This window comes from Pantoea sp. X-Soil-ISGK-275, from assembly GCF_059730795.1.
Genome location: NZ_AP035976.1, coordinates 1102290 through 1126093, shown reverse-complemented (window position 1 = coordinate 1126093; position 23804 = coordinate 1102290). Strand labels below are relative to the sequence as shown.

Sequence of the window (23804 nt, the reverse complement as noted above, 5' to 3'; positions counted from 1 at the left end):
AGTCGACACTGATTATGCCGAAAAAAGCCGAAGCGCCAGCCAGTTTTGAAAGCGCATTGCAGCAGCTGGAACAGATTGTCAGCCGTCTGGAAAGTGGCGAGCTGCCGCTGGAGCAGGCGCTGAACGAATTCGAACACGGCGTACAATTGGCACGTACCGGTCAGCAAACTCTGCAGCAGGCAGAGCAGCGCGTGCAAATCCTGCTCAGCGACGAGAAAGATGCCGCCCTCGCCCCTTTTACCCCGGAAAATGAGTAATGGATTTCGCTAAACTGCTGAGCGCTTACCATCAACGCGTTAATCAGGCCTTGACGCGTTTAATAGATCCACTTCCTTTTCAGAGTTCTCCTCTGGTGAATGCCATGGAGTATGGGGCATTATTAGGCGGTAAGCGTCTGCGTCCCTTTCTGGTGTACGCAACAGGTGAAATGCTGAAGGCCGATGCGGCCAGCCTGGATGTGCCGGCTGCGGCCGTGGAATGCATTCATGCTTATTCCCTGATTCATGACGATCTGCCGGCGATGGATGACGATGCGTTACGCCGCGGGCAGCCAACCTGCCATATAAAATATGGTGAAGACACGGCGATTCTCGCCGGCGATGCTTTGCAAACTCTGGCCTTTTCGATTCTGGCCGATCAGCCAATGCCCGGCGTCAACGCCGAAGCGCGTATTGCGATGATTTCCGAACTGGCGCAGGCCAGCGGCGTGGCAGGCATGTGCGGCGGTCAGGCGTTGGATTTGGCGGCGGAAGGAAAAAGTATCGATCTGGCGCAGCTGGAACAGATTCACCGTCATAAAACCGGCGCGTTAATACGTGCAGCGGTACGTCTTGGCGCATTAGCCGCCGGGGAGCGTGGCCGCGCCGCGTTGCCGGTGCTGGATATCTACGCCAGCGCCATCGGACTGGCGTTTCAGGTGCAGGATGACATCCTCGATGTAATCGGCGATACCGCCGTGTTAGGGAAAACACAGGGCTCAGATCAGGCGTTGGGTAAAAGCACCTATCCTGCATTGATGGGGCTGGAAAATGCCCGCAGTAAAGCCTGGGATCTTTATCAAGAGGCGCTCGGCGCGCTCGATATTCTGGCGGCACAGTCTTACAACACACTCGCCTTACAAGCGCTGGCAAGCTTCATAATTGAACGCGATAAATAACTTTCATAATGAGTCTCTGATGAGTTTTGATATTGCAAAATACCCGACACTGGCGTTAGCCAACACGGTTCAGGAATTACGTTTATTACCGAAAGAAAAACTTCCGGAGCTGTGTGACGAACTGCGTCAGTATCTGCTGGATAGCGTGAGCCGTTCTTCCGGCCACTTTGCATCGGGTCTGGGCGTCGTCGAGCTAACAGTCGCGCTGCATTATGTTTATAACACCCCCTTTGATCATCTGGTGTGGGACGTCGGCCATCAGGCTTATCCGCACAAAATTCTGACCGGACGCCGCGATCGCATCGGCACCATCCGTCAGAAAAATGGCCTGCATCCGTTCCCGTGGCGCGGTGAGAGTGAGTACGACGTGTTAAGCGTGGGCCACTCCTCTACCTCGATCAGCGCCGGTCTCGGCATGGCCGTTGCCGCCGAACGTGAAGGTAAAGGCCGCCGCACCGCCTGTATCATTGGCGATGGCGCGATCACAGCGGGCATGGCGTTTGAAGCCATGAACCACGCCGGTGACATCAAGCCGGATATGCTGGTGATCCTCAACGATAATGAGATGTCGATCTCCGAAAACGTGGGCGCACTCAACAATCGTCTGGCACAGATTCTCTCCGGAAAAACCTATTCACGCCTGCGCGAAGGCGGCAAGCGTGTATTGGGCGGTTTACCGCCGATTAAAGAGCTGGTGAAGCGCACCGAAGAGCACCTGAAAGGCATGGTGGTGCCGGGCACGCTGTTTGAAGAGCTGGGCTTTAACTATATCGGCCCGGTGGATGGCCACGACGTGCTGACGCTGGTGAGCACGTTGAAGAACATGCGCGATCTGAAAGGTCCGCAGTTCCTGCACATTATGACCAAAAAGGGCAAAGGTTATGCCCCGGCGGAAGAAGATCCGATCACCTGGCATGCGGTACCGAAATTCGATCCCGCCAGCCTAGCGCTGCCGAAAAGCGTGCCGGGCTTGCCAAGCTACTCAAAGATTTTCGGCAACTGGCTGAGTGAAATGGCCGCTGACGATGCGCGTTTGATGGCGGTCACGCCAGCGATGCGTGAAGGTTCCGGCATGGTGAGCTACTCGCGCGATTATCCGCAACAATATTTTGATGTGGCGATTGCCGAGCAGCACGCCGTGACGTTCGCGGCGGGCATGGCAATTGGTGGTTACAAACCGGTTGTGGCGATCTACTCAACCTTCCTGCAGCGCGCCTACGATCAGTTGATCCACGACGTCGCCATCCAGAAATTGCCGGTGCTGTTTGCCATCGATCGCGGCGGCATTGTCGGCGCGGATGGTCAAACCCATCAGGGCGCCTTCGATATCGCGTTCTTACGCTGTGTGCCAGAGATGGTGATCATGACGCCAAGCGATGAAAACGAATGTCGTCTGATGTTGTACACCGGTTATCACTATCAGGCTGGCCCAAGTGCGGTACGTTACCCGCGCGGTACCGGCACCGGCGCAACGCTGGAACCGCTGGCGAGCTTGCCGCTGGGTAAAGGCATCGTGAAGCGTCGCGGCGAAAAGCTGGCGATCCTTAACTTCGGTACCTTACTGCCAGAAGCCGCTGCGGCTGCGGAAGCGCTGAATGCCACGCTGGTGGATATGCGTTTTGTGAAGCCGCTCGATGAAGCACTGATTGACGAGCTGGCCGCCAGCCACGATTCGCTGGTTACGCTGGAAGAAGGTGCCATCAAAGGCGGTGCCGGTAGCGGCGTCAACGAGTACGTGATGGCAAAACGCCTGCGCGTGCCGGTGCTCAACCTCGGCTTGCCGGATGAGTTCATCCCACAAGGTACGCAGGAAGAAGTGCGTCAGGATTATCAGCTGGATGCCGCCGGTATTCAGCAGCAAATCGCTGACTGGCTCGCCCAGTAATCTGCCCGACTCGCTCACCGCCCGGTGAGCGAGCCTGCTGCTATGCTTAGGGAACGATTTCCCTCAAGCATAAGAGCAGGAGCCCAAATACATGAAAACCATTCCCTTAGGCCAGACCGACTTACAGGTTTCGCGTCTCTGTTTAGGCTGCATGACTTACGGCGATCCCACGCGCGGTAATCACGCGTGGACGCTGCCTGAGGAGAGCAGCCGACCGCTGATCAAACAGGCGCTGGCAGCCGGCATCAACTTCTTCGATACCGCTAACAGCTATTCCGATGGCAGCAGTGAAGAGATCGTGGGCCGCGCACTGAAAGATTTTGCCCGCCGCGATCAGGTTGTGGTCGCCACCAAGGTCTATTTCCCGCTAAGCAATCTGTCACAAGGCCTATCGCGCAAGAATATCCTGCAATCCGTCGATGACAGCCTGACGCGTCTTGGCATGGAGTACGTCGATCTGCTGCAAATCCATCGCTGGGATTACGACACGCCGATTGCAGAGACGCTGGAAGCGCTGCATGACGTAGTGAAATCTGGCAAGGCGCGTTATATCGGCGCATCATCAATGCACGCATCGCAATTTGCCCAGGCGCTGGATCTGCAGAAGCAGAACAACTGGGCGCGCTTTGTCAGCATGCAGGATCAGTACAACCTGATTCAGCGTGAGGAGGAGAATGACATGCATCCGTTGTGTCAGCGCGAAGGGATCGCGGTGCTGCCGTGGAGCCCGCTGGCGCGCGGTAAACTCACGCGTCCGTGGGGCGAAACCACCGCACGTTCGGTGTCGGATAATGTGATGGAAAAGCTGTATACCGGCACCGAAGAGAACGATGCGGCGATTGCCGAGCGTCTGGCTAACGTTGCCGCCGATAAAGGCGTGACGCGCGCGCAGGTCGCGCTGGCGTGGCTATTACATAAACCGGCGGTCACCGCGCCGATTATTGGTGCCTCGCGCGAGCAGCAATTCGCCGAGCTGGTGAAAGCGGTGGATGTAGAGTTGAGTGAGAATGAAATTGCCGAACTGGAGACGGTGTATCAACCGCATCCGGTGGTGGGATTTGAGTAAGGCAGACTATCCCCTCACCCCAGCCCTCTCCCGCAAGCGGGCGAGGGAGCAGCACGTGCAGTTCCTACCTAATCGTCCCCTCTCCCACTTGTGGGAGAGGGTTAGGGTGAGGGCAATTCACTTCGCACCGAAGTGATCAAACCCTTGCAAATCCACGCTGCGCGGCTTGCCGTTCTCCAGCAGACTCAGCCCTTCCGATTCCGGTGCAATCTGACCAATGCAGGTATAAGGCACACCAAAATGCCCCAACGCCACATCGAGCGCGCCACGGTTCACTTCCGGCACGGTAAAGCACAGCTCGTAATCTTCGCCGCCGCTCAACGCCCATTTCAGCACCAGCTCCGGCTCGAAGTGATCGCGTAGGGCCGCCGAAAGCGGTAACGCATCGAGATTGATACGCGCACCAACGCGACTGGCGGTCAGCACATGGCCGAGATCGGAAATCAGGCCATCAGAGATATCGATCGCCGAGGTCGCCAATCCACGCAGCGCCTGGCCTTGCAGCACGCGCGGCATCGGACGCAGATGGCGTTTGATCAACGCTTCGTGCACCGCCGGATCGTTCAGGCGATGGCGATGTTGCAGCAGCGACAAACCGGCTGCGCTGTCACCCAAGGTGCCGGTGACAAAAATCCAGTCGCCGGGCTTCGCACCCGAACGTTTCAGCGCCCTTCCCGCCGGCACTAAACCGTGAATGCCGAGCGTCATGCTCAGCGGTCCGCGTGTAGTATCACCGCCAATCAGCTGCATATCGTAGTAATCCAGCAGCTCAAACAGGCTATCGCTAAAGGCCGCTACCCACGGTTCATCAATTTCAGGCAGCGTTAATGCCAGCGTCAGCCAGGCCGGATCGGCGCCCATGGCGGCTAAATCACTGAGATTAACGGCGACGGCTTTGTAGCCGAGATCGGCGGGATGGATATCACGTAAGAAGTGGACGCCCGCAACCAGCGTGTCGGTGCTGATAGCAAGTGTCTGTTTTTCTGGCACGTTGAGTAACGCACAGTCGTCACCAATTCCTTTCTCCACATCGCGGCGGGAGCTGGTGACGCGGTTAAAGTAACGTGCGATCAGTTCGAATTCACCACAAGACATAAGTCAGGTCTCAATGAGAAAAAGGCCGGAGAACCGGCCTTTAAGACTATTTTTTATTCGGTCGAATTTGCGGGGCAGCTTTGTCGAGGACACCGTTGACGAATTTGTGGCTGTCTTCAGCACCAAACACTTTTGCCAACTCAATGCCTTCGTTGATGGCCACTTTATACGGCACATCAGAACGCTTGCTCAGCTCATACAGCGAAATACGCAGGATGGCTTTTTCTACCTGGCCCAGCTCTTCCAGCTGACGCGACAGGTAAGGCTTCATCAGACCGTCCAGGTACGCGCTGTTAGTCGCCACACCGGCCAGCAATTCGCGGAAATAGCTAATATCGACGTCTTTGACGTCTTGTTCCGCCAGAAACTGGTATTCCACATCGGCAATGTCGTTCTTAGACAGCTGCCAGGAGTAAAGCGCCTGGACAGCGCACTCACGGGCGCGACGACGAGCAGCAGGTTTCACAAAATTCCCCTTACAAAAATCAGGCTTTGATGGCTTTCAATACGTTGATCATTTCGAGTGCAGTCAGGGCCGCTTCGGCACCTTTATTCCCTGCTTTCGTGCCGGCGCGTTCAATCGCCTGCTCGATATTTTCAGTGGTCAACACGCCGAAGGTCACCGGGATTTCGCTGGTCATCGCGACATGCGCAATGCCCGAACTGGCTTCACCGGCCACATATTCGAAATGTGCGGTGCCGCCACGAATCACGGTGCCCAACGCAACAATGGCGTCGTGCTTACCGGCTTTCGCCAGTGCGCGTGCTGCCAGCGGCAGTTCGTATGCACCCGGAACCCAGACAACGGTGATGTTATCTGCTTTCACCTGGCCGATGCGCTTAAGTGCGTCAATCGCGCCGTCCAGCAGGCTGTCATTAATGAAGTTGTTAAAACGCGCAATTACGATGGCAATGTTTGCATCAGGCGTGGCAACAGGAGCTTCGATAACTTTCATACATATCCTTTGGGTTGTTTTATGGCCCCGCAGAAGGGGGCGGATTCTATCATACTCTTTGGCGACGCGCTCAGGCTTTTCCGCGCGCTTTCAACGCGGTGTCAGCGTCAGGCGCAGGTCCTCGCCCACCAGCCGCACATCGCTAAAATTCAGAGCCGGCGCATCGGCCAGCTGTTCCAGTCCCGGCAGCGTACACAGGCCGCGAGCAGCATTGCCTAACAGCTTCGGCGCCATGTAAACGATCAGCTCATCCACCAAGCCCGCTTGCAGCAGCGCGCCAGCCAAACTGGCGCCGGCTTCTACCCACACGCTGTTGATCTGCCGCTGGCCGAGCAACATCATCATCGCCACCAGATCCAGCTGTTCGCCACGCTGTGGCACGGCGATCTGGGTCACGCTGGCGGGCCACACTTGTTCATCGGGTTCGCTGCGCATCAGCCAGGTTTCGCCCGGTTGGTCAATCAAACGGTGTTGCGGCGTGACACGCTGTTGGCTGTCAATCACCACGCGCACCGGCTGGCGCAGCTGGCTTTCATCGAGCTGCTCACGCACCTCTTCATTCAATTCACTCCAGCGCACCGTTAACGATGGGTTATCTGCTAACACGGTGGCGCTGGTGCTAAGAATAGCTGAACTCTGCGCGCGTAAACGTTGCACATCGCGCCTTGCGGCTGCGGAGGTGATCCACTGACTTTCGCCACTCGCCATCGCGGTGCGCCCATCAAGGGATGCGCCGAGTTTCAGCTGGATCCATGGGAATCCGGTGCGCATGCGTTTCAGAAAACCCCGGTTCAGCGCTTCCGCTTCGTTCATCATCAGGCCATGACTGACGTCGATGCCCGCCTGCTGTAAACGATAGAGTCCACGTCCCGCCACCTGCGGATTGGGATCCTGCATCGCAGCGACTACGCGCGTCACGCCAGCGGCAATCAGCGCATCGCAGCACGGCGGCGTGCGCCCATGATGACTGCAAGGTTCCAGCGTGACATACGCGGTTGCGCCAGCGGCACGTTCGCCCGCCATGCGCAGCGCGTGCACTTCGGCATGCGGTTCGCCGGCGCGCTGATGCCAGCCTTCGCCGACAATCTCGCCTTCGCGTACAATCACGCAGCCGACATTCGGATTCGGTGTGGTGGTAAAGCGTCCGCGGCGCGCCAGTTCCAGCGCGCGCGCCATATAGCGTTCGTCAGTCATGGATTAGTCCTGTAGGCGGGCGATCTCTTCACCAAAATCGCGAATATCTTCGAAGCTGCGATAGACCGAGGCAAAGCGAATGTAGGCGACTTTATCGAGTTTTTTCAGCTCATCCATCACCAGATTGCCGATCAGTGCGCTTGGCACTTCGCGTTCGCCGGTGGCGCGCAGCTGGGTTTTAATATGATTGACCGCGCTCTCAACCGCATCGGCGCTCACCGGGCGTTTTTCCAGCGCCTTGATCATGCCGCTGCTGAGCTTGTCTTCATTGAAGGGTTCACGCACATCATTGCTTTTCACCACGCGCGGCATCACCAGCTCCGCTACTTCAAAGGTGGTAAAACGCTCATGACACACCAGACACTGACGACGGCGACGCACCGACGATCCTTCACTAACCAGACGAGAATCAATCACTTTGGTGTCCACAGCGGAGCAGAATGGGCAATGCATGAGGCTTCCTGATGCGAGATAAATAGGCCACACAGTGTAGCGCGATCGCGGCACAAAATGTATGTGTGTGGCACATAATGTGTGAATCGCGATTTGTGACATTAAGCCAAATGCATGACATCTCCCTCATGTTACCTCGTCCAAAAACCACTACGCTTAGAGAGCCGCCAGCAAGGCGGCCAACATCATAAAAATCTGGAGGATGTATGGGTCTGTTTGATTTCGTGAAAGATGCTGGAGAAAAACTGTGGGATGCCGTGAGTGGCGGCGGCGACGATGCTAGCAAGAAATTGCAGGATCACATTAACAAACTCGGTTTGCCCGACAGCGATAAGGTCAAGGTAGATGTGAAAGGCGATACCGTGACCGTGACCGGTGATGGCATCTCTCAGGAGTTGAAAGAGAAGATTCTGGTCGCAGCCGGTAACGTCGCGGGGATTACCAAGGTCGATGACAAGGTCACCACCAGCGATGCCGCTACGCCCGCGAAATTCTACACCGTGAAAAAAGGCGATACCTTGAGTGCGGTATCGAAAGAGGTCTACGGAAATCCTAATCAATACAACAAGATTTTCGAGGCCAACAAGCCAATGCTGACGCATCCTGATAAGATCTACCCTGGCCAGGTTTTACGTATTCCCGAATAAAGAAAGGACATTGCATGACGATCAGGACGTTTTGGGCTCCGGCAGCACTCTCTTTGCTGGTTCTCAGTGGTTGCAGTTCAACGCCGGTTTCACCGCAGGTCAAAGAGTTGCATCAGGAAGTGAGTCAGCTTAATCAGCAGATGCGCAAGCTGACCAATCAGGCAACGGCGCTGGAGATTCAGGGACAGCTGAACAGCCAATCCAACCAGGGCGCGTGGCTGTTGCCGCAAGCCAATACGCCGGTAGAACTGCAGACGCAGCTGGGTAAACTGCGCTTGTCACTCTCGCAGGTGGCGGGTGAAGCCAGCGGCAGTCGCGCCAACCTGAATATCCGCTCGACCGATGACCAGCCGATTCCGGCGCTGCGCGCTACCGTGGTTTGGGGCGAAATCGATCCGGCCAGCGGCAAACCGCTTAACGCGGGCAGTCTGAGCCAGACCATCGACGTTCCCGCCGAGTTAATGCCACGCAGTTCGGTTAGCGTGCCGCTGCGACTCAGCGGGTTAACCCCGGATCAACTCGGCTACGTGCGCGTGCACGATGTTGAGCCTCCAGCCGCGAAAAGCATGCCCTGATCGACAGGCATAAAAAAAGGGCTGCCATTGGCAGCCCTTTCTATTTTCACGCAGAATTACGGCAGAATCGAAGGCTGATCTGCGCCCTCTTTTTCCACTTTCTGCACCAGCATGTGTTCACGCTTCATGCCCAGTTTCAACGCCAGCGCTGAAGAGACATAAATCGATGAAATGGTACCGATGGTGACACCGATCAGCATGGTCAGTGAGAAGCCTTTCAGCAACGCACCACCAAACACGAACAGGATCATGATCATCGCCAGCGTAGTGATGGAGGTGATCAAGGTACGGCTCAGCGTCTGGGTCAGCGACACGTTGGTGATGTCGTAAGAAGAACCGCGACGGATTTTGCGGAAGTTCTCACGAATACGGTCAGATACCACGATCTTATCGTTAAGCGAGTAACCAATCACCGACATCAGCGAGGCGACAATCGTCAGATCAATTTCAACCCGTGACAGCGCCAGAATTCCGCAGGTGATGATCACATCGTGCGCCAGCGCCAGTACGGTACCCAGCGCCAAACGCCACTCAAAGCGGAAGCCGATGTAGATCAGAATCGCAATCAGCGCCGACAGCAGCGCCATCGCACCCGCCTGCGCCAGATCGCTACCCACGCTTGGGCCAACGAACTCGACACGCTTCACGGTGGCGTTCTGCTGCGTGGTCTGGCTAATGGAAGCCAGCACTTTGTTGCCCAGTTCGGTGCCAGCATTGCCGGTTGCCGGAGGCATACGCACCATCACATCGCGGCTGCTACCAAAGTTCTGCACCAGCGGCTCTTCAAAGCCCGCTTTCACCAAACCTTCGCGTAGTGCATCAAGATCCGCCGGTTTTTCCAGGTTAATCTCAATCACCGTTCCGCCGGTAAAGTCGAGGCCCCAGTTGAAGCCTTTGACAGCGACGATGGCGATAGACGCCACAATCAGCAGACCGGAGATGATGAAAGCCAGCTTATCCCAGCGCATAAAGTCGACGACTTTACGCCCGTGGTTTAGCTGCTCAATACTATATTCCTGTGCCACAACGCACTCCTCAGATAGACAGCTTGTTGATGCGTTTGCCGCCGTACACCAGGTTAACGATGGCACGGGTGCCGACGATAGCGGTAAACATTGAGGTTGCGATACCGATAGCGGTAGTAATCGCAAAGCCTTTGATTGAACCGGTACCGACCGCATAAAGAATGATGACTTTAATCAGCGTAGTGACGTTGGCGTCGACGATACTGGAGAAGGCGCCTTTATAGCCTTCATGAATCGCCTGCTGTACCGAGCGTCCGTTACGCAACTCTTCTTTAATACGTTCGTTAATCAACACGTTAGCATCGACCGCAACCGCCAGCGTCAACACGATACCAGCAATACCCGGCATGGTTAGCGTTGCACCCGGCAGCAGTGACATGATGCCGACAATCAGCACCAGGTTACACAGCAGTGCGCTGGTCGCGATAAGACCAAACTTCTTGTAGAACACCACCATGAACAGGATGGAGGCGATCAAACCCCACAGGCAGGCTTCGAGGCCTTGTGTGATGTTCTGCTGACCCATGGTTGGGCCGATAGTCCGCTCTTCTACAATCTGGATTGGTGCAATCAACGCACCCGCGCGCAGCAGCAGCGACAGCTGACGTGCTTCGTTTGGATTGTTGATGCCGGTGATACGGAAGCTGTTACCGAGGCGCGACTGAATGTTCGCCACGTTAATCACTTCTTCCTGCTTCACCAGAATCGAACGGCCGTTGGCATCTTTCTTACCGCTGTCTTTGTACTCCACAAACAGGGTCGCCATCGGCTTGCCGATATTGTCCTTGGTGAAGTTCGACATCATGTTGCCGCCCGCGCCATCCAGTGAAATGTTCACCTGCGGCTGGTTGTACTCATCCATGCTCGACGTGGAATCGGTAATGTGATCACCGGTCAGAATCACACGCTTGTACAGCACCACTGGCTGCCCTTCACGGGTTTTCTTCACTTCCGAATCGCCTGGCACACGGCCGCTGGCCGCGGCGGTTGGATCTACGCTGGTGTTCACCAGACGGAATTCCAGCGTGGCGGTTGCGCCCAGGATCTCTTTAGCGCGCGCGGTGTCCTGAATACCCGGCAGTTCGACCACGATGCGATCAGAACCCTGACGCTGCACCAGCGGTTCGGCAACGCCGAGCTGGTTTACACGGTTACGCAGAATGGTGATGTTTTGCTGCACCGCATATTCACGCGCTTCGCTCAGGCGCGCATCACTCATCACCGCACGCAGCGCATCGCTGCCCTGGCTTGAGATCACCAGATCGCGGTGGCGAGTAGACAAGTAGCTGATTGCCGCGTCACGGCTGGCGCCGTCACGGAAACGCACTTCTACGCCATAGTTCGCGATTTTATTAACGGTAGTATACGGAATGCTTTTGTCGCGCAGATCGCTGCGCAGGCTGTCGGCGTTCTGCTCTTGCAGTTTGCCCAGAGCCGTATCCATATCCACTTCCATCAGGAAGTGAACGCCGCCGCGCAGATCAAGACCGAGTTTCATCGGTTCCGCGGCCAGCATGCTAAGCCAGCGAGGGGTTGCCGGCGCGAGGTTGAGTGCCACAATGTAGTCTTCGCCCAGCGCGGTGGTGATAGCATCACGCGCGCGCAGCTGCGCATCCTGCGTTGCAAAGCGGGCCAGAATGGCACCATTTTCCAGAGCGAGGGATTTGCTCTCGATATTGTCTTGTTTTAATACGGTCTGGATCTGATCCAACGTTTGCTCACTGGCGGCGCCACCGCGCGCACCAGTGATCTGAACGGCCGGATCCTCACCATAAAGGTTAGGAAGCGCATAGAGCAGGCCGACGAGAATCACGACGACCAGCATGATGTACTTCCACAAAGGATAACGGTTTAACACGGCAGTTCCCTTCGGGAAGAAAAAATTACAGCGCCTTCAAAGTACCTTTCGGCAGAACGGCGGCCACGAAATCACGTTTAACAACTACTTCAGTGGTGTCGTTCAGGGCAATAGAAACATAGCCAGTTTCTGCCACTTTGGTCACACGGCCAACTAAACCACCGCTGGTCAGCACTTCATCACCTTTAGAGATGGAATCCATCAGCTTCTTGTGATCTTTAGTACGCTTCTGCTGCGGACGCAGAATCATGAAGTAGAAGATCAGACCAAATACCACCAGCATGATCACCAGAGAATACGGACTTCCCTGAGACGGTGCGCCTGCTGCGGCTACGGCGTCAGAAATGAAAAAGCTCATTAAATTTCCCTCATTGATGAATTATCAGACGTTCAGCGGAGGAACCGCCTTCCCCGTCCGTTGGTAGAACTCGCTAACAAAGTGCTCTAATTTACCTTCTTCGATAGCCTTACGTAAACCGGCCATCAAACGCTGGTAGTAGCGCAGATTGTGAATCGTATTCAGGCGTGCGCCCAGTATTTCGTTACAGCGATCAAGATGATGCAAGTAGGCGCGGCTATAATTGCGACAGGTGTAACAATCACACTCTGCATCCAGCGTTGCGGTGTCATCTTTATACCGGGCATTACGAATTTTCACCACGCCATCCGTAACAAACAGATGACCATTACGCGCATTGCGCGTTGGCATAACGCAGTCAAACATATCAATACCGCGGCGAACGCCTTCCACCAGATCTTCTGGCTTGCCGACGCCCATCAAATAACGCGGTTTGTCTTGCGGAATTTGCGGACAGACGTGCTCCAGGATTCGGTGCATGTCCTCTTTAGGTTCACCCACCGCCAGGCCGCCCACAGCGTACCCATCAAAGCCAATCTCTACCAGACCTTTAACCGAGACATCTCGTAAATCTTCGTAAACACCGCCCTGAATAATGCCGAATAATGCATTTTTATTGCCGAGCGAATCGAAGCGGTCACGGCTGCGCTGGGCCCAGCGTAATGACATCTCCATCGAACGTTTGGCGTAATCCCAATCCGCAGGATATGGCGTACATTCGTCGAAGATCATCACTACGTCAGAGCCGAGATCGAACTGAATCTCCATCGACTTTTCCGGATCGAGGAAAATCGGGTCGCCGTTAATCGGGTTGCGGAAATGCACGCCCGCTTCAGTGATCTTGCGAATATCGCCGAGGCTGAATACCTGGAAGCCGCCGGAATCGGTGAGGATCGGCCCTTGCCAGTTCATGAAATCGTGCAGGTCGCCGTGCAGTTTCATGATCTCCTGACCTGGGCGCAGCCACAGGTGGAAGGTGTTGCCGAGCAGGATCTGCGCACCGGTCTCTTTCACTTCTTCCGGCGTCATGCCTTTCACCGTGCCGTAGGTGCCCACGGGCATAAATGCCGGGGTTTCGACTACGCCACGATCAAAGACCAGACGGCCACGGCGCGCGCGCCCGTCGGTGGTATCTAATTCAAATTTCACATTAACCTCTAATCAGAGAAACAGTCTGATTCAATTATGCGCCGACGCTTTCATCAGGCGCTTGTGGATTACGGGTGATGTACATCGCATCCCCGTAGCTAAAGAAACGGTACTGCTCTGCCACCGCGCTGTGATAAGCCGCCATGGTGTGCTGATAACCGGCAAAGGCCGAAACCAGCATAATCAGGGTCGATTCCGGCAAGTGGAAGTTGGTGATCAACGCATCGATCACCTGATAGTGATAGCCGGGATAGATGAAAATCTGCGTGTCATCGAAGAACGGGGCAATCAGCGCGTTCTGGCTGGCCTTCGCGGCGCTCTCCAGCGATCGCACTGAGGTGGTGCCCACGGCGACCACTTTGTTGCCGCGCGCTTTACACGCCAGCACCGCATCCACCACATCCTGCGGCACTTCCGCGTATTCGGCGTGCATGATGTGATCTTCGATGGTTTCCACGCGCACCGGCTGGAAAGTCCCTGCACCGACGTGCAGCGTGACGAACGCCATCTCAACGCCTTTGGCTCTCAGCGCCTCCAGCAGCGGCTCGTCAAAGTGCAAACCGGCGGTCGGCGCGGCGACGGCGCCGGGACGCACGCCGTACACGGTTTGGTACAGCTCACGGTCTGCATCTTCATCCGGACGATCGATATATGGCGGCAGCGGCATATGACCGACGCTGTTGAGAATATCCAGCACCGCACGGTCGTCTTCGAAAGCGATCTCAAACAGCGTGTCATGACGCGCCACCATCGTGGCTTTGACGCTTTCGTCATCGCCCAGCAGTAACTCTGCTCCCGGCTTGGGCGCTTTAGAAGCGCGCACGTGCGCCAGCACGCGTTTGTCATCCAGCATGCGCTCAACCAGCATCTCGATTTTGCCGCCGCTGGCTTTACGGCCAAAAACGCGCGCCGGAATCACGCGGGTGTTGTTGAACACCAGCAGATCGCCCGGATTGAGCTTATCCATCACGTCTGTAAATACGCCGTGGCTTAACGCGCCGCTTGGGCCATCCAGCGACAGTAAGCGGCAACCGCTTCGCTGCGCCTGCGGATAGTGGGCGATTAAGGATTCTGGCAACTCAAAGGTAAAATCGGCTACGCGCATGCTTCACTTCTTCAGGACTTAAAATCAGGCGGCATAGTCTAGCGGAAAAGCGGCAAATTCTGAACAACTGGCTGAGTTTCTCTGAGTCTGCTTTTACACAAAATAATTCGAGGTACAGGAAGGCGGTGAATGAGAGCAGCCAACGCACCTGTAACTTGACGTATGACGTGTATATAATGCGCCATGAACTTTCTCGCTCACCTTCACCTGGCGCAGCTGGCTAACAGCTCTCTGCTGGGCAATCTCATGGCCGATTTCGTGCGCGGCAACGTGCAATCACAATGGCCTGCACCGGTGGTGGCTGGCATTGCCATGCATCGTCGCCTTGACGTCCTGACCGATAATCTGCCCGAAGTGCGTATTGCGCGTGAGCTATTTCGCCCGGAAACACGCCGCGTGGCGCCCATCACGCTGGACGTAATTTGGGACCACTTTCTCGCACTGCACTGGGAGAAAATTCACCCGACGCAATCGCTGGTAGCGTTTACCGCTGCGGCAGAACAAGACATCGTGCCGCAACTGGCCGGCACGCCGGAAGGTTTCATCGAACTGAATGCAGTGATGTGGCGCGAACGCTGGTTTGAGCACTATGCCGAACCGACACGGCTGGCGCGGGTGCTAAATGGCATGGCGCATCGCCGTCCGCGTCTGGCCGCACTGCGCGATTCTTACCAGGATTTTGTTGATCATTATGATCAACTTGAGCCGCTGTTCTTCCAGTTTTATCCGCGCTTAATGGCCGCCGCGCGGGCGCAGGAATTGTAATATTAGGTAATTCAAGACCCGTCTGTTGGACGGGAAATTTCCCATCCCCTACCCTTCGTGGCCTTAATCTTCGTCACACTTAGGGAAATCTCATGCAGCATCTTATTGCCAACCGGCTCGCAGAAGCCGGTCTTAGCTACACGCACATTATGGCGTTAGGGATAGTGATCGCCATTATCTTTGCCATCTCGTTAATCACTCACGCCATTCTGCACCGCGCCATCTTGCCGCTCCTGCGTCGCTATACCGAGAAAAGCAGCCGTCAGTGGCCGAAGGCGCTGATTAACAGCCGCCTGTTTAGCCGCAGCGTATGGTTGATGCAAGGCGTGCTATTCAAATTACAGACCGAGCTGTTCCTGCACGACAGCTCTCAGATCTATCCTGCGCTGCTGATTTTCGCTCAGCTGTGGATGATGATCTTCGCGCTGCTGATGCTGTTCTCGCTGCTGGATCTGCTGCAGCAGCTCAGCGCAAACAGCATGCTGGCGCAGCAATTGCCGCTGCGCGGAATTATCCAGAGCGTGAAATTGATCGCTGCCATTTTAATGGTGATCATGATTATTTCGCTGCTGTTGGGTAAATCGCCTGGCGTATTGATCACCGGTCTCGGTGCCATGACGGCGGTGCTGATGCTGGTATTTAAAGATCCGATTCTCGGTCTGGTGGCCGGCATTCAGTTAGCGGCCAATAATATGCTGAAAATGAATGATTGGCTGGAAATGCCGAAATATGGCGCGGACGGTGCGGTCATTGATATTTCCCTGACCACGGTAAAAGTGCGCAACTGGGATAACACCATTGTGACCATTCCCGCTTACGCCTTAATTTCCGACTCCTTTAAAAACTGGCGCGGCATGTCGGAATCCGGCGGACGTCGCATTAAGCGCAGTATTAATATCGATACCACCAGCATCACTTTCCTTGATGACGCCATGATGCAGCAGTTAAAAAGTGCGCATCTGCTCACGCCCTATCTGAATAGCAAAAGCGAAGAAGTGGCGGCGTGGAATGCGCAGCTCGGCTGTGATTTGAATTCGCCGCTCAACGGTCGCCGCCTGACTAACGTTGGTACTTTCCGCGCCTGGTTGCAAAGCTGGCTGGAGCAACATCCGCATATTCATAAAGAGATGACATTAATGGTGCGTCAGTTAGCGCCGGGTGAAAACGGTTTGCCGCTGGAAGTGTATGTGTTCACTAGCACCACGGTATGGAAAGAGTATGAAAATATTCAATCGGATATCTTCGACCATATTTACGCGGTGCTGCCGACTTTTGGCCTGCGCGTACACCAATCGCCTACCGGCAACGACATGCGTCAAATCGGCGTGAGAACCCACCATTAACGCTTCATCCCGCATAACCCGCCAGAGAAAATAAAAATTTTAGTGGCGGGCCTTCTCCCCCTCTTGTCACGCGCAGTCATCTACGGCTTAATGAAACCTTTCTTAACTTTTGTTAAGTCCGTCACACAGCCAATACGCCATTTTGGGCGTCTGTTGTCGCTTCGCCAGCCTAAAAATCATAAGAGGAAAAGATGTCATCAGCTTCGCTTACCGAACTCGACGCACGTTATCATTTCGCCTGTGAGGTTGCCAAAACCGCCGCCAGTCGGGCTTTATCCTGGTATCAGCAACGTCATCAATTAGTGGTTGAGCATAAGAAAGACCTGCAGGATGTGGTCAGCGAAGCCGATCGCAACGTGGAGGAATTGGTCAAGCATCTGATCCACGAACGCTTTCCTGACGATGCGGTGCTGGGCGAAGAGAGCGGCGGAGAAACGTCAGGCGCACGCTTTATCTGGGTGATCGATCCGATTGATGGCACCAGCAGCTTCCTGAACGGCTTGCACAACTGGTGCGTTTCGCTGGCGATTGTTTGTGAAAACGAAGCCGTAATCGGCGTGGTGTGCGATCCCAATCATCATGAAACCTTTCACGCCTGCCGAGGAAAAGGTGCCTGGGTAAATGATAAACGCATTCAGGCGCACAGCGCGCAGCAGCTCGATCAGGGATTGCTCGGTTTGAGCAGTTCCAACAGCCAACCGATTGAACCGCTGACCACTTTTATCAGCACATTACTGGCGCAGGGCGGCATGTTTATCCGTAACGGTTCGGGAGCATTAATGAGTGCGTGGGCCGCGGCGGGTCGACTAATAGGTTACTACGAAGCGCATATGAATCCGTGGGATGGCTTGCCGGGCATCGTGCTGATGCGTGAAGCGGGCGGCATCACCAACGATTATCTGGCTAATCAGGGTTTGCAAAATGGCAATCCGGTGCTGCTGGCAAATGCGGTAATTTATCCACAGCTGAAAGCGCTATTGCCTGCGCATTTGTCGTTATAATTTTCACATTGGGTTAAGTTCGTTAATTTATGCGAACTTAACCTTTAACTAAAATTACTTAAGCGCACTGTAAGTAATATTCTACTTCGTAGTGAGACTTTTCTCTTTTTTTTTTCGAACATCCTGGCATCAATAAAAATACGATATGCTGCGCAAGTCAAACATCCCTTAGTAATACTCATTGTTTCCTTTTTGCAGTTCTTTTCGGCGCCAGGATGCGCCGAGATATTTTTGGTGTTTTATTATTTTGGGATGGCGTGATTATTTTTATATTGAAATCGTCATATATAAAAAGGTCGCCATAAATGGCGACCCTACAATATAGTTAGCCTTTACGCTTTTTCACTAGCGGCCACGCCAGCAACAGCAGCGCAATCCACGCAAAACCAACGTAAAGCGACACCCGCGTATCCGGGAAGTAACCAATCAGTCCAATAATGAAGGCCAGGAACAGCACGCCAAACCATGCGGTAGTACTGCCGCCCGGCATGGCAAAGTCCAGCTTCCCGGCTTGCTCTTTACCAATCTTGCGGCGGAAGGCGATCTGCGACAGCAGAATCATGATCCACACCCAAACGGTAGCAAAGGTCGCCAGCGAGGCGATGACCAGGAACACTTTCTCCGGCATCAGGTAGTTGAGATACACCGCGATCAACATCGCCAGCATCATCACCAACACGGTCACCCACGGAATCCCGCGATTCGATACCTTCTGGAATACCTTCGGTGCGTGGCCCTGCTGTGCCATGCCGTGCAGCATACGTCCCACGCCAAACACATCGCTATTGATTGCCGACAGCGACGCCGTCAGCACCACGAAGTTAAGGATCGACGCCGCCGCCGCAATGCCCAAATGCTGGAAAGTCAGCACGAACGGACTGCCGGAAGTGCCCACCTGATTCCACGGATAAATCGACATGATGACGAACAGCGTACCAACGTAGAACACCAGAATACGCATCGGTACGGAGTTGATGGCGCGTGGAATCGAGGTTTTCGGATCTTCCGCTTCACCGGCGGTAATGCCGATAATCTCAATCCCGCCGTAGGCAAACATCACCATCTGCAGTGACAGCAGCATGCCGACGATGCCGTGCGCGAAGAAGCCGCCGTTGGTCCACAGATTGTGAATGCCGGTCGGCTGACCGCCGTTGCCGATGCCCCAGAAAATCATGCCGAAGCCGGCGAGGATCATGATGATGATGGTGGCGACTTTGAAAAAGGAGAACCAAAACTCCACTTCGCCAAACACTTTCACGCTCATCAGGTTGATGGCGCCGATAATCAGCACCACGCTCAACACCCAAATCCAGTGCGGCACATCGGGGAACCACACACCCATGTAGATACCAAAAGCCGTGACGTCGGCAATCGCCACAATCAGGATTTCAAAACAGTAGGTCCAGCCGGTGATATAACCGGCCAGCGGGCCAAGATAATCCTGCGCATAGCGCGAGAATGAGCTGGCCTGCGGGTTGTTGACCGACATCTCACCCAGCGCACGCATGATGATGTACGCCACCGCGCCGCCGATGATATAGGCCAGCAGCACGCTTGGGCCTGCCATTTTGATGGCATCCGCCGAGCCATAGAACAGCCCGGTGCCAATCGCCGATCCCAGCGCCATAAAGCGAATGTGGCGCGTGCTCAGTCCGCGTTTGAGCTTATTGGTTTCTTGCATAACACTCAGTACCTTGAAAATGAAAAACCACGGGCAAGCCCGTGGTTGAAATTAACAGCAATGTCGCTTACTGATGAACCGCGACCTGCTCACGTCCTTTTGCCCGATCAACTACCGCAGCAATCACCAGCATCGCCAGCGATGGCGGCAACCAGGAAAGCCCCTGATCGGCCAGCGGCAGATGCTGGCTGAACAGCGGCAACACATCTTTAAAGCTGGTGGTTTTGATGGCATCAACGATACCGAACAGCAGGCTTACCAGCATGGTCGGCGCGATGATACGCGAACTTTTGTTCCAGAACTTCAGCGTGAAGCTCAGCACCACCAGCACGATGCAGGGCGGATAAATCGCCGTCAGCACCGGAATCGAGATCTGAATCAGATGGCTCAGGCCGAGATTCGACACCACCATCGAGAACAGACCCAGAATAAATACCAGCGTTTTATACGACAGCGGAACGTATTGCGCAAAGAATTCTGCACAAGCGCAGGTCAGGCCCACCGCCGTCACCATGCAGGCGACGAAGATCAGCGCGGCGAGGAAGAAGCTGCCCATGCCGCCGAAGGTCTGCTGCACGTAAGCATGCAGAATCTCAGCACCGTTGGCGCTCTGCGCCACTAATGCGCCGCTATCGTTACCGAGCTTGAACAGCGTCAGGTAAATCAGCGTCAAACCGATACCCGCGATAATACCCGCCAGCATGGTGTAGCGCGTCAGCAGTTTGGCATCTTCAACACCGCGTGAACGCGCCGCATTGACGATAACGATACCGAACACCAGCGCACCCAGCGTATCCATGGTCAGATAACCATTGACGAAACCGCTGGAGAAGGCCGCACGCTGATACTCTTCGGTGCCCGGCGAAACGCCACCAGCCGGCCAGATCAGCACGGCAACGCCGAGCACAATCAGCGCCAGAATTTTCAGCGGTGCGAGGAAGTGACCTACGGTATCCAGCAATTTGCCCGGATACAGCGAGATACCGATCACCAGCGCAAAGTAAATCAGGCTATAGATGAACAGCGGCAGCGCGCCGTCGCCGGTCAGCGGTGCAATACCGACGGCAAAGGAAACGGTAGCGGTACGCGGCGTGGCAAACAGCGGGCCAACAGCCAGATAGCAAACGGTCGCCAGCAGCAAGCCTGCGGCTTTACCAATCGGTGAGCTCAGCGCATCAATGCCGCCGCCCACGCGCGCCAGCGCGATAACAGTGATCACCGGTAAGCCAACCGCGGTAATCAGGAAGCCGAAGGCCGCAATCCAAACGTGTTCGCCAGACTGAATCCCCACCATCGGTGGGAAGATGATATTTCCTGCGCCAACGAACAGGGCAAACGTCATGAAGCCCAGCGCCAGGATATCCTTGGAGGTTAAACGATGTGTCATAAACTTCTGTACTGCCTGTAGCTAATGTTGCGGTGGAAGTTGAGTTCGTGTTGTCCTCTGGATGCGCTAAAACAAGGACTTATTCGGCAAGACCAGCGTGTTATGCGGGACTAATCGTTAAAGCGCAGGTGATTTAATCTACTTTTCTTCTGTTCGCAGAGGGATAAATCGACAACGGCGCAAATTAGAACGTTTATAGCGAAGAAAGGCAATACGGGATCGAAAAACCAGAAGGATATAACAAGATAGCGGGAGAAAGCAGTGAATCACGGTGGAATTGTAGGAAAACACCTCAGATGATTTGCTAAAAGTTTCCTCAGCACGGGAGATCTCTTTGCATAAATCGCCCTTAAGATGCACAAAAGGCGCGATTTACGCGCCTGTTTGGCTAACTTTACGGAATTACCAGACTGTTCTTGCTATATCGACCACCAGACGAATCTTCTGCCACTGTTGCTCTTCGCTCAGGCTGTTGCCCTCTTCGGTAGACGCAAAACCACACTGCGGGCTGAGGCAGATTTGATCGAGGCTGACGAACTGTGCTGCTTCCTGCAGACGCGCTTTTACCTGTTCCGCATCTTCCAGCTCGCCGGTTTTGGTGGTGATCAACCCGAGTACCACTTGCTGATGACCCGGCTTGAGGAAGCGCAGCGGTTCAAAGCCACCCGAACGTTCGTTGTCATACTCAAGGTAGAAGGCATCGATATTTACGCCGCCAAACAGCACTTCGGCGACCGGCTCATAGCCACCTTCGGAGATCCAGGTCGAGCGGAAGTTACCGCGACACACATGCAGCCCAACGGTCAGATCTTCTGGCTTGCCTTCCAGCGCGGTGTTCAGCATCTCAGCATAGATGCGCGCCAGCTCCTGCGGATCTTCACCGCGTTCGCGGATCTGTTGCTGCTGGTCGGTAGAGCACAGATAGGCCCACACCGTGTCATCCAGCTGCAGATAACGGCAGCCAGCCGCGTAAAACGCTTTAATCGCGTCTTTATAGGTCTGCGCCAGATCGGCGAAGTATTCTTTCAGATTGGGATAGACTGTGGCATCGATCACCTTGCGGCCACCGCGGAAGTGCAGCACGCTTGGGCTGGGAATGGTCATCTTGGCAACCGCATCGCCCGCTACGCTTTGCAGGAAGCGGAAGTGATCCAGCATTGGGTGTTCCGGATTAAAGGCTACTTTACCGGTGACTTTCACGCCGTGCGCTTTGGTCTGCACGCCATTGAACTGAATGCCCTGCTCCGCTTCGAACAGCTCAACGCCGTGCAGATCGCCGAAGAAGTCGAAGTGCCACCATGCGCGACGGAATTCACCATCGGTAACGATCTGCAGGCCATTGGCGCGCTGCTGCTCCACCACATGACGTATTTCGCGATCTTCAACCTGACGCAGTTGATCAGCATTGATGTCGCCATTGGCAAACTGCACACGCGCCTGCTTGATGGCAGCGGGACGCAGAAAACTGCCGACGGTATCGGCGCGGAACGGGTTATGACGTAGCATCTTATCTCCTCGCTGAGCGCTTAGTTGCGTCAGGGTATAATTTCGCTGGGTTATTTTGGCCATCTGGATGGCTATATGTCCAAAGAGAATGCCACGCTGTTGCCCTTTCAGCAACGGAAGAAAATTCAGCTTACATGAAACTATTTCATGTTCAGATGCACGTTCTTCAATTTCCCTCAATGGCCGCCCGCGCTCGCGCCATCTGGCTGTCTGACAACGGCAGATAACCGGCCTCGCTCACCCGGCGCTGACCTTGTGGCGACAACACCTGATGCAGAAAGGCATTCACCAGCGGCGGCAGCGGTTTGCCGGGTGCTTTGTTGACGTAGATATAGAGCGGACGCGACCACGGATAGCGGCCGCTGCGAATAGATTCGGCATCCGGCATCACGCTGTCGCCATTCGCCGTGACCACCGGCAGCATTTTCACGCCGCTGAGATGAAAGCCAAAACTGGCGTAACCAATGCTATTGGGCGTGGCGGCAACGGCTTGCACCACCGCAGCGGAACCGGGGAATTCAGCGACGTCAGCACGGAAATCGCCTTTACACAGCGCCTGCTGCTTGAAGAAGCCCCAGGTGCCCGACGCCGAGTTACGTCCATAACGCTGGATGCTGCGCGTTGCCCACTGGCTGTCGCTCAAGCCGAGATCGCCCCAGCGCTGCGGCACCTGCTGCCCGCCGCACAGGCGCGTGATGGAAAACAGCGCATCGAGTTGTTGCGGCGCGATGCGCGGCAGCGGATTGTCCTGATTGACCACCACCACCAGCGCATCCATCGCCACCGGCACCGCCAGCGGCGGATAGCCGTAGCGCGCAATGAACAGTTGACGTTCGTCGATCTGCATCGGGCGGCTCATCGCGCCCAATTGTGCAGCACCGGCGGCCAGCGCGGTCGGTGCGGTAGACGATCCCGCCGCCTGCACCTGAACGTTCACGCCTGGCGACTGGCGGCTAAAATCCTCGCCCCACAGGGTCATCAGATAACCCAACGTATCCGATCCGACGCTGCTCAGATTGCCGGTTAGCATGGTTTGTTGGCCGTGTGCCAAAGCAGAGCAAAGCAGCGAGAGGGATAGCAACAGCGATTTCATGGGCGATTCCGCAATTTAATGAGACGCCTATTCTGGAGCGGCGTGATTTATCGCGCAATAAATTGCGTAAGGGTTGTCAGTTAAGCGCGAAGCGGTCGCCATAAATGGCAACCCTACGAAAATCCCGTAGGGTGCGCATTTATGCGCACCTGGTCGCCATAAATGGCGACCCTACGAGACTTGTAGCGATGGCGAGTCAAAATTATGCCTTTATGGTGCAGCGCGGGTGTTGAGGCGACATCCCAAACCGCTGAACGATTGAGGGATTCCAGGGCGAGCCGCATGGATGCGGCGAGAGGTGGCGCTGAGCAGGAGCGAATCGCCACCGGTCCGTCAGGAATCGTGAATGAGTGAAGGTACCGCGCAGCGGCGGGTTGGGCTGGCGCAAGGCCCGGGAGTGCAGAGGGCGCGGCCAGGCGCTCTCTGCTCGGTCGCCGCACAAGGGTGCTGCAACTGCCTCAGCTTAGGGCGAACGAAAGCCGCTCTGTGCTTAACTGAGCGGCATT

23 protein-coding genes are annotated in these 23804 nt (G+C 55.4%); 9 read left to right on the top strand and 14 right to left on the bottom strand.

What is annotated here, in order from left to right:
• Positions 1–14: 14 nt before the first annotated feature.
• The 4 genes from xseB (at position 15) to AC6I8A_RS05105 (ending at position 4107) form a co-directional block, all read left to right on the top strand.
• Positions 15–257 carry an exodeoxyribonuclease VII small subunit gene (gene xseB / locus AC6I8A_RS05120; RefSeq protein WP_265299782.1) on the top strand — a complete coding sequence of 81 codons (243 nt, stop codon included), beginning with the start codon at positions 15–17 and terminating at the stop codon, positions 255–257.
• A complete protein-coding gene (gene ispA, locus AC6I8A_RS05115) occupies positions 257–1156 on the top strand; it encodes a (2E,6E)-farnesyl diphosphate synthase (protein WP_497818125.1) in 900 nt (299 codons plus the stop codon). The genes xseB and ispA overlap by 1 nt, the downstream gene beginning before the upstream one ends.
• Positions 1157–1175: 19 nt before the next feature.
• Complete coding sequence (dxs, locus tag AC6I8A_RS05110; RefSeq protein WP_497818124.1) at positions 1176–3041, top strand: 1-deoxy-D-xylulose-5-phosphate synthase; 1866 nt, start codon at positions 1176–1178, stop codon at positions 3039–3041.
• A 91-nt stretch (positions 3042–3132) separates the two neighbouring features.
• Positions 3133–4107, top strand: a complete 975-nt coding sequence (locus AC6I8A_RS05105) for an aldo/keto reductase (RefSeq protein WP_265299788.1) — start codon at positions 3133–3135, stop codon at positions 4105–4107.
• A gap of 117 nt (positions 4108–4224) precedes the next feature.
• Here the strand turns inward: AC6I8A_RS05105 and thiL are convergent, their stop codons facing one another.
• From thiL to nrdR, 5 genes are all read right to left on the bottom strand, one after another.
• Positions 4225–5202 carry a thiamine-phosphate kinase gene (gene thiL / locus AC6I8A_RS05100; protein ID WP_265299789.1) on the bottom strand — a complete coding sequence of 326 codons (978 nt, stop codon included), beginning with the start codon at positions 5200–5202 and terminating at the stop codon, positions 4225–4227.
• A 46-nt stretch (positions 5203–5248) separates the two neighbouring features.
• Positions 5249–5668, bottom strand: coding sequence for a transcription antitermination factor NusB (gene nusB, locus AC6I8A_RS05095; protein WP_007887007.1), 420 nt, complete (start codon positions 5666–5668; stop codon positions 5249–5251).
• Between the two features lie 19 nt (positions 5669–5687).
• Positions 5688–6158, bottom strand: a complete 471-nt coding sequence (gene ribH, locus AC6I8A_RS05090; RefSeq protein ID WP_007887008.1) for a 6,7-dimethyl-8-ribityllumazine synthase — start codon at positions 6156–6158, stop codon at positions 5688–5690.
• 90 nt (positions 6159–6248) lie between these two features.
• On the bottom strand, positions 6249–7352 hold the full coding sequence (ribD, locus tag AC6I8A_RS05085) for a bifunctional diaminohydroxyphosphoribosylaminopyrimidine deaminase/5-amino-6-(5-phosphoribosylamino)uracil reductase RibD (RefSeq protein WP_497818123.1): 1104 nt from the start codon (positions 7350–7352) through the stop codon (positions 6249–6251).
• Positions 7353–7355: 3 nt separating this feature from the next.
• The gene (nrdR, locus tag AC6I8A_RS05080; protein WP_008103978.1) at positions 7356–7805 is read right to left on the bottom strand and encodes a transcriptional regulator NrdR; all 450 of its coding nucleotides are present in this window, start codon (positions 7803–7805) and stop codon (positions 7356–7358) included.
• Between the two features lie 206 nt (positions 7806–8011).
• Between nrdR and lysM the strand changes: the two genes are divergently transcribed.
• The gene (gene lysM / locus AC6I8A_RS05075; protein WP_008103980.1) at positions 8012–8452 is read left to right on the top strand and encodes a peptidoglycan-binding protein LysM; all 441 of its coding nucleotides are present in this window, start codon (positions 8012–8014) and stop codon (positions 8450–8452) included.
• Positions 8453–8466: 14 nt separating this feature from the next.
• Positions 8467–9027, top strand: a complete 561-nt coding sequence (locus tag AC6I8A_RS05070) for a SadB/YajI family lipoprotein (RefSeq protein WP_497818122.1) — start codon at positions 8467–8469, stop codon at positions 9025–9027.
• Positions 9028–9083: 56 nt separating this feature from the next.
• Here the strand turns inward: AC6I8A_RS05070 and secF are convergent, their stop codons facing one another.
• Genes secF through queA form a run of 5 tightly spaced genes read right to left on the bottom strand, consistent with a single transcriptional unit; the run spans position 9084 to position 14522 of the window.
• Positions 9084–10052, bottom strand: a complete 969-nt coding sequence (gene secF / locus AC6I8A_RS05065; RefSeq protein ID WP_256695780.1) for a protein translocase subunit SecF — start codon at positions 10050–10052, stop codon at positions 9084–9086.
• A 10-nt stretch (positions 10053–10062) separates the two neighbouring features.
• Entirely contained in the window at positions 10063–11910 is a 1848-nt protein-coding gene (gene secD / locus AC6I8A_RS05060; RefSeq protein WP_256695779.1) for a protein translocase subunit SecD, read from the bottom strand.
• Positions 11911–11935: 25 nt separating this feature from the next.
• Positions 11936–12268 carry a preprotein translocase subunit YajC gene (gene yajC / locus AC6I8A_RS05055; RefSeq protein WP_008103990.1) on the bottom strand — a complete coding sequence of 111 codons (333 nt, stop codon included), beginning with the start codon at positions 12266–12268 and terminating at the stop codon, positions 11936–11938.
• 24 nt (positions 12269–12292) lie between these two features.
• Positions 12293–13417, bottom strand: a complete 1125-nt coding sequence (tgt, locus tag AC6I8A_RS05050; RefSeq protein WP_061717469.1) for a tRNA guanosine(34) transglycosylase Tgt — start codon at positions 13415–13417, stop codon at positions 12293–12295.
• A 34-nt stretch (positions 13418–13451) separates the two neighbouring features.
• Positions 13452–14522 (bottom strand): tRNA preQ1(34) S-adenosylmethionine ribosyltransferase-isomerase QueA, encoded by a 1071-nt coding sequence (gene queA, locus AC6I8A_RS05045; protein ID WP_256695778.1) that lies wholly within the window; start codon positions 14520–14522, stop codon positions 13452–13454.
• A 183-nt stretch (positions 14523–14705) separates the two neighbouring features.
• Between queA and AC6I8A_RS05040 the strand changes: the two genes are divergently transcribed.
• From AC6I8A_RS05040 to AC6I8A_RS05030, 3 genes are all read left to right on the top strand, one after another.
• Positions 14706–15287, top strand: coding sequence for an ACP phosphodiesterase (locus AC6I8A_RS05040; protein WP_256695777.1), 582 nt, complete (start codon positions 14706–14708; stop codon positions 15285–15287).
• A gap of 92 nt (positions 15288–15379) precedes the next feature.
• Entirely contained in the window at positions 15380–16630 is a 1251-nt protein-coding gene (locus tag AC6I8A_RS05035) for a mechanosensitive ion channel family protein (protein ID WP_265299804.1), read from the top strand.
• Positions 16631–16821: 191 nt separating this feature from the next.
• Positions 16822–17631: an inositol monophosphatase family protein gene (locus AC6I8A_RS05030; protein ID WP_256695775.1), complete on the top strand. Its 810-nt coding sequence runs from the start codon at positions 16822–16824 to the stop codon at positions 17629–17631.
• A gap of 325 nt (positions 17632–17956) precedes the next feature.
• Here the strand turns inward: AC6I8A_RS05030 and proY are convergent, their stop codons facing one another.
• The 4 genes from proY to AC6I8A_RS05010 all read right to left on the bottom strand — a co-directional run bounded on the left by proY (position 17957) and on the right by AC6I8A_RS05010 (position 23298).
• On the bottom strand, positions 17957–19312 hold the full coding sequence (gene proY / locus AC6I8A_RS05025) for a proline-specific permease ProY (protein WP_293794308.1): 1356 nt from the start codon (positions 19310–19312) through the stop codon (positions 17957–17959).
• A 67-nt stretch (positions 19313–19379) separates the two neighbouring features.
• On the bottom strand, positions 19380–20699 hold the full coding sequence (gene brnQ, locus AC6I8A_RS05020) for a branched-chain amino acid transporter carrier protein BrnQ (RefSeq protein ID WP_061717476.1): 1320 nt from the start codon (positions 20697–20699) through the stop codon (positions 19380–19382).
• 402 nt (positions 20700–21101) lie between these two features.
• Positions 21102–22205 (bottom strand): cobalamin-independent methionine synthase II family protein, encoded by a 1104-nt coding sequence (locus AC6I8A_RS05015; protein WP_497818121.1) that lies wholly within the window; start codon positions 22203–22205, stop codon positions 21102–21104.
• A 166-nt stretch (positions 22206–22371) separates the two neighbouring features.
• Entirely contained in the window at positions 22372–23298 is a 927-nt protein-coding gene (locus AC6I8A_RS05010) for a PstS family phosphate ABC transporter substrate-binding protein (protein ID WP_265299812.1), read from the bottom strand.
• Positions 23299–23804 lie beyond the last annotated feature (506 nt).

What these genes read in the sequence shown, in the direction of transcription:
- AC6I8A_RS05035 (WP_265299804.1), top strand. Translation starts at nt 15,380, where the DNA reads ATGCAGCATCTTATTGCCAACCGGCTCGCAGAAGCCGGTCTTAGCTAC.
- AC6I8A_RS05105 (WP_265299788.1), top strand. Translation starts at nt 3,133, where the DNA reads ATGAAAACCATTCCCTTAGGCCAGACCGACTTACAGGTTTCGCGTCTC.
- AC6I8A_RS05010 (WP_265299812.1), bottom strand. Translation starts at nt 23,298, where the DNA reads ATGAAATCGCTGTTGCTATCCCTCTCGCTGCTTTGCTCTGCTTTGGCA.
- ribH (WP_007887008.1), bottom strand. Translation starts at nt 6,158, where the DNA reads ATGAAAGTTATCGAAGCTCCTGTTGCCACGCCTGATGCAAACATTGCC.
- lysM (WP_008103980.1), top strand. Translation starts at nt 8,012, where the DNA reads ATGGGTCTGTTTGATTTCGTGAAAGATGCTGGAGAAAAACTGTGGGAT.
- xseB (WP_265299782.1), top strand. Translation starts at nt 15, where the DNA reads ATGCCGAAAAAAGCCGAAGCGCCAGCCAGTTTTGAAAGCGCATTGCAG.
- ribD (WP_497818123.1), bottom strand. Translation starts at nt 7,352, where the DNA reads ATGACTGACGAACGCTATATGGCGCGCGCGCTGGAACTGGCGCGCCGC.
- queA (WP_256695778.1), bottom strand. Translation starts at nt 14,522, where the DNA reads ATGCGCGTAGCCGATTTTACCTTTGAGTTGCCAGAATCCTTAATCGCC.
- AC6I8A_RS05070 (WP_497818122.1), top strand. Translation starts at nt 8,467, where the DNA reads ATGACGATCAGGACGTTTTGGGCTCCGGCAGCACTCTCTTTGCTGGTT.
- nrdR (WP_008103978.1), bottom strand. Translation starts at nt 7,805, where the DNA reads ATGCATTGCCCATTCTGCTCCGCTGTGGACACCAAAGTGATTGATTCT.
- AC6I8A_RS05040 (WP_256695777.1), top strand. Translation starts at nt 14,706, where the DNA reads ATGAACTTTCTCGCTCACCTTCACCTGGCGCAGCTGGCTAACAGCTCT.
- AC6I8A_RS05015 (WP_497818121.1), bottom strand. Translation starts at nt 22,205, where the DNA reads ATGCTACGTCATAACCCGTTCCGCGCCGATACCGTCGGCAGTTTTCTG.
- thiL (WP_265299789.1), bottom strand. Translation starts at nt 5,202, where the DNA reads ATGTCTTGTGGTGAATTCGAACTGATCGCACGTTACTTTAACCGCGTC.
- AC6I8A_RS05030 (WP_256695775.1), top strand. Translation starts at nt 16,822, where the DNA reads ATGTCATCAGCTTCGCTTACCGAACTCGACGCACGTTATCATTTCGCC.
- proY (WP_293794308.1), bottom strand. Translation starts at nt 19,312, where the DNA reads ATGCAAGAAACCAATAAGCTCAAACGCGGACTGAGCACGCGCCACATT.
- brnQ (WP_061717476.1), bottom strand. Translation starts at nt 20,699, where the DNA reads ATGACACATCGTTTAACCTCCAAGGATATCCTGGCGCTGGGCTTCATG.
- yajC (WP_008103990.1), bottom strand. Translation starts at nt 12,268, where the DNA reads ATGAGCTTTTTCATTTCTGACGCCGTAGCCGCAGCAGGCGCACCGTCT.
- dxs (WP_497818124.1), top strand. Translation starts at nt 1,176, where the DNA reads ATGAGTTTTGATATTGCAAAATACCCGACACTGGCGTTAGCCAACACG.
- ispA (WP_497818125.1), top strand. Translation starts at nt 257, where the DNA reads ATGGATTTCGCTAAACTGCTGAGCGCTTACCATCAACGCGTTAATCAG.